Below are 4,073 nucleotides of genomic sequence, written 5' to 3'. Positions count from 1 at the left end.
CTGACAGCGCCGATGGTACTGCAACCGAAGGGTTGTGGGAGAGTAGGACACCGCCGAACTTACTTTGAGGAAGGGTCTGGGCCCGGTTGAGACGCGAGTCTCCCGGGCTCAGGCCCTTTCTTCATGTGTGCGCATCCACACGACCCGACCCTCCAGGCACGCGACCCGACCGTCCAGGTACGCGAGTCGACCCTCCAATCACGTGAGTCGGCTCCCCAATCACACGTGATGCGCGCTCAATCACGCGAGTTCCGCCTTCGATCACGCGAATGACGGGCCCGATCACGCCGGCCGGTCCCGCTTGCACCCGGTACCGGCGTGACCCAAGCCGAAACCGGCGTGACCAGAGCCGGATCTGGCGTGACTGAAGCCGGATCTAGCGTGACTGAAGCCGTAACTCGCGTGATGCAAGGCGGATCTCGTGTGATTGGAGGGGCATCACACGTGATTGCGGGGTCGACACGGCTAGCCGGCCGGGCGGCGAAGCAGGTAGGTGTCCATGATCCAGCCGTGGCGCTCGCGGGCCGCGGCCCGCGTCTCGCGGATCTCGGCCGCCAACGCGGACGTCAGCGGACCTGAGATCAGGATCTCGTCGGGCGTGCCCACGTACGCGCCCCAGTAGATCTGCAGGCCCGTGTCCGCGTAGCTGTCGAACGACGTGTGCGCGTCCAGGAGGACGAGCACGTCGTCGACTCCTTCGGGCCAGCCCGTCGCCAGCCGGCGGCCCGTGGTCAGCTGGACCGGCCTGCCGATCTGGTTCATCGTCGTCCGGTGGCGGGCCACCAGGGCCGAAATACTGCTGATTCCCGGGATCACCTCGTACTCGAACTCCACGTTCCCGCGCGCCAGCACCGCCTCGATCAGCGCGATCGTGCTGTCGTACAGCGACGGGTCGCCCCACACCAGGAACGCTCCCGTCGAGCCGTCCGGAAGCTCCGACAGCAGCACCCGCTCGTAGACCGCCGCCCGCGCCGCGTGCCAGTCCGCGACCGCTGCCCGGTAGTCCTCCGGCGTCCGGTCCCGGGGCGGGTCCGCGACCAGCACCAGGCGGTGAGGACGGGTGACGAACCGGTCGAGGATCTCCTGGCGCAAGCGGACCAGGTCGGCCTTCTCCGAACCCTTGTCGAGCACGAAGAAGACGTCGACGCGGTTGAGCCGGTCGATCGCCTGCACCGTCAGGTGCGCCGGGTCCCCGGCACCGATCCCGATCGCGTAGAGCGTGCGCATGGCGCGAGTCTGACGGGGGTCACGAGTGAACCCCTACCCCCGATGGGTATAAAGGAAGGGGAACGAGAGGAGCTGCTGATGACCGAAGCGAGCTACACCGTCGAGGGCATGACCTGCGGGCATTGCGCCACGTCGGTCCGCGAAGAGGTCTCCGAGCTCGCCGGCGTCCGGCAGGTGGACGTCGACGTCGAGAGCGGGCGCGTCACCGTGACCAGCGACACCCCGCTGCCCGCCGACGCCGTCGCCGCGGCCGTCACCGAGGCCGGCTACCGCCTGGTCGCCTGAGTCCCATGACCACCGCGCAGTCCGCAGAAAGCGTCGAGCTCGCCATCGGCGGCATGACGTGCGCGTCCTGCGCCGCCCGCGTCGAGCGCAAGCTCAACAAGGTCGGCGGCGTGACCGCGACGGTCAACTACGCCACCGAGAAAGCGCAGGTCAGGTACCCGAGCGAGCTGTCGGTCGACGACCTCAGGGCCGTCGTCGTGGCCGCCGGGTACTCCGCGCGGCTCCCCGAGCCCGAAGAACCCGACGAGACGCCCACGCTGCGCAAGCGTTTGCTCCTTTCGGCAGCGCTCACCGTTCCCCTGGTCGTGCTCGCGATGGTCCCGGCCTGGCAGTTCGACTACTGGCAGTGGGTCTCGCTCGTTCTCGCCGCCCCGGCCGTGACCTGGGGCGCGTGGCCATTCCACCGCGCCGCCGCGGTCAACCTGCGCCACGTCACCGCCACGATGGACACGCTGATCTCGCTCGGCGTCCTCGCTTCGGTGGCCTGGTCGCTGTACGCGCTCTTCTTCGGCATGGCCGGTGAGATCGGCATGCGCCACGGCTTCGAGCTGATCGGCGCGGGCGTCGCCGGCGACAGCCTGTACTTCGAGGTCGCCGCCGCGGTCACCACGTTCATCCTGGCCGGCCGCTACTTCGAGGCCCGTTCCAAGCGCCGCGCGGGCGCCGCTCTGCGTGCGCTCATGGACCTCGGGGCGAAGGACGTCACGGTCCTCCGCGGCGGCGAAGAGCAGCTGATCCCGGTCGGAAACCTGCAGGTGGACGACGTCTTCGTCGCCCGGCCCGGCGAGAAGATCGCCACCGACGGCGTGGTCACCGAAGGCCGCTCCGCGGTCGACACCAGCATGCTCACCGGCGAGTCCGTCCCGGTCGAGGCCGGCCCGGGCGACGCGGTCACCGGCGCCACCGTCAACGTCGGCGGGCGGCTGCTCGTGCGCGCCACCCGCGTCGGCGCGGACACCCGGCTGGCGCAGATGGCGCGGCTGGTCGAAGCCGCGCAGACCGGCAAGGCCGACGTGCAGCGGCTCGCCGACCGGGTCTCGGCCGTGTTCGTCCCGGCGGTCGTCTTCGCGGCGCTGGCCACGCTCGTCGTCTGGCTGGCGACCGGCGGGAGCCCGGAAAGCGCGTTCACCGCCGCCGTCGCCGTGCTGATCATCGCCTGCCCGTGCGCGCTCGGGCTCGCGACGCCGACGGCGCTGCTGGTCGGCACCGGCCGCGGCGCGCAGCTCGGCATCCTCATCAAAGGCCCCGAGGTGCTCGAGTCCACCCGCCGCGTCGACACCGTGGTCCTGGACAAGACCGGCACCGTCACCACCGGCCGGATGACGCTGGTCGACGGCGACGGCGAAACGCTGCGGCTGGCGGGGGCCGTCGAAGCCGCGTCCGAGCACCCGATCGGCCGCGCCATCGCGGAGGCGGCGCGGGAGCGGTTCGGCGCGCTGCCCGCCGTGACGGAGTTCCGCAGCACCGCGGGCGTGGGCGTGACCGGAGTCGTCGAAGGGCGCGCCGTCAGCGTCGGGCGCGCCGAAGGCGACGGGACCACGGTCGGCGTGACCTGGGACGGCGAGGTCCGCGGCACGCTGTCCGTCGCCGACACGATCAAGCCGACGTCCGCCCAGGCGGTCGCCGAGCTGCGGGAGCTCGGCCTGAAGCCGGTGCTGCTGACCGGCGACAGCGCGGGCGCGGCCCGGGCGATCGCCGCCGAAGCGGGGATCGACGAGGTCGTCGCCGAGGTGCTGCCCGAGGGGAAGGTCGACGTCGTCAAGCGGCTGCAGGCCGAGGGGCGCGTGGTCGCCATGGTCGGCGACGGCGTCAACGACGCGGCCGCGCTCGCCCAGGCCGACCTGGGCCTGGCCATGGGCACCGGCACCGACGCGGCCATCGAGGCGAGCGACCTGACGCTCGTGCGCGGTGACCTGCGGGTCGCCGCCGACGCGATCCGCCTGGCCCGCCGCACCCTCGCCACCATCAAGGGCAACCTGTTCTGGGCGTTCGCCTACAACGTCGCGGCGTTGCCGCTGGCCGCGCTCGGCCTGCTCAACCCGATGATCGCCGGCGCGGCGATGGCGTGCTCGTCGGCCTTCGTGGTGAGCAACAGCCTCCGGCTGCGCCGGTTCCGCTGAACCCGGGCCCATACACCCGGTGGGTATACTCGAAGCAGAGGGACGCCGACGACGGGGACAGGTGCGCGATGACGGGTTACGGCACTGAGCGGGAGGCCTATCTCAAGCGCCTGCGCCGGATCGAAGGACAGATCCGCGGGCTGCAGCGCATGGTCGAGCAGGACAAGTACTGCATCGACATCCTGACGCAGGTCTCCGCGGCGACGAAGGCCCTGCAGTCGTTCTCGCTTGAACTGCTCGACGAGCACCTGGCGACCTGTGTCGTCCAGGCGGCCGCGAACGGTGGCGAGGAAGCCGATTTGAAGGTGCGGGAAGCGTCGGACGCGATCGCGAGGCTCGTGCGCTCCTAGCTGTGATGTCCAGGGACGTTGTCCCGAGTTGAGGTGACCAGCGGCGGCCTGTCGTACAGACAGGTGAAGGCCTCCGGATGTGAAGTGGAGC

The 4,073-nt window shown here is 70.8% G+C and carries 4 protein-coding genes; 3 read left to right on the top strand and 1 reads right to left on the bottom strand.

The features are described from left to right. Positions 1–465 precede the first annotated feature (465 nt). Entirely contained in the window at positions 466–1,227 is a 762-nt protein-coding gene (gene cobF, locus AB0C38_RS49455) for a precorrin-6A synthase (deacetylating) (RefSeq protein WP_360688717.1), read from the bottom strand. A gap of 78 nt (positions 1,228–1,305) precedes the next feature. On the opposite strand from cobF, the gene AB0C38_RS49450 reads away from it, so the two are divergent. From AB0C38_RS49450 to AB0C38_RS49440, 3 genes are all read left to right on the top strand, one after another. After that, the gene (locus AB0C38_RS49450; RefSeq protein WP_360688714.1) at positions 1,306–1,512 is read left to right on the top strand and encodes a heavy-metal-associated domain-containing protein; all 207 of its coding nucleotides are present in this window, start codon (positions 1,306–1,308) and stop codon (positions 1,510–1,512) included. 5 nt (positions 1,513–1,517) lie between these two features. Continuing rightward, complete coding sequence (locus AB0C38_RS49445) at positions 1,518–3,632, top strand: heavy metal translocating P-type ATPase (protein ID WP_360688711.1); 2,115 nt, start codon at positions 1,518–1,520, stop codon at positions 3,630–3,632. Positions 3,633–3,700: 68 nt separating this feature from the next. Then, complete coding sequence (locus tag AB0C38_RS49440) at positions 3,701–3,982, top strand: metal-sensitive transcriptional regulator (RefSeq protein WP_257920172.1); 282 nt, start codon at positions 3,701–3,703, stop codon at positions 3,980–3,982. The last annotated feature ends 91 nt before the right edge of the window (positions 3,983–4,073 follow it).

Origin of the sequence: Amycolatopsis sp. NPDC048633, from assembly GCF_040650695.1 — a bacterium.
Taxonomy (GTDB): domain Bacteria; phylum Actinomycetota; class Actinomycetes; order Mycobacteriales; family Pseudonocardiaceae; genus Amycolatopsis.
Note: the sequence above shows the minus strand (reverse complement) of the source record. Positions and strands in the feature narration are given on the sequence as shown.

Excerpts from the sequence above, each read along its gene's own strand:
- cobF (WP_360688717.1), bottom strand. The coding sequence starts at position 1,227 with ATGCGCACGCTCTACGCGATCGGGATCGGTGCCGGGGACCCGGCGCAC.
- AB0C38_RS49450 (WP_360688714.1), top strand. The coding sequence starts at position 1,306 with ATGACCGAAGCGAGCTACACCGTCGAGGGCATGACCTGCGGGCATTGC.
- AB0C38_RS49445 (WP_360688711.1), top strand. The coding sequence starts at position 1,518 with ATGACCACCGCGCAGTCCGCAGAAAGCGTCGAGCTCGCCATCGGCGGC.
- AB0C38_RS49440 (WP_257920172.1), top strand. The coding sequence starts at position 3,701 with ATGACGGGTTACGGCACTGAGCGGGAGGCCTATCTCAAGCGCCTGCGC.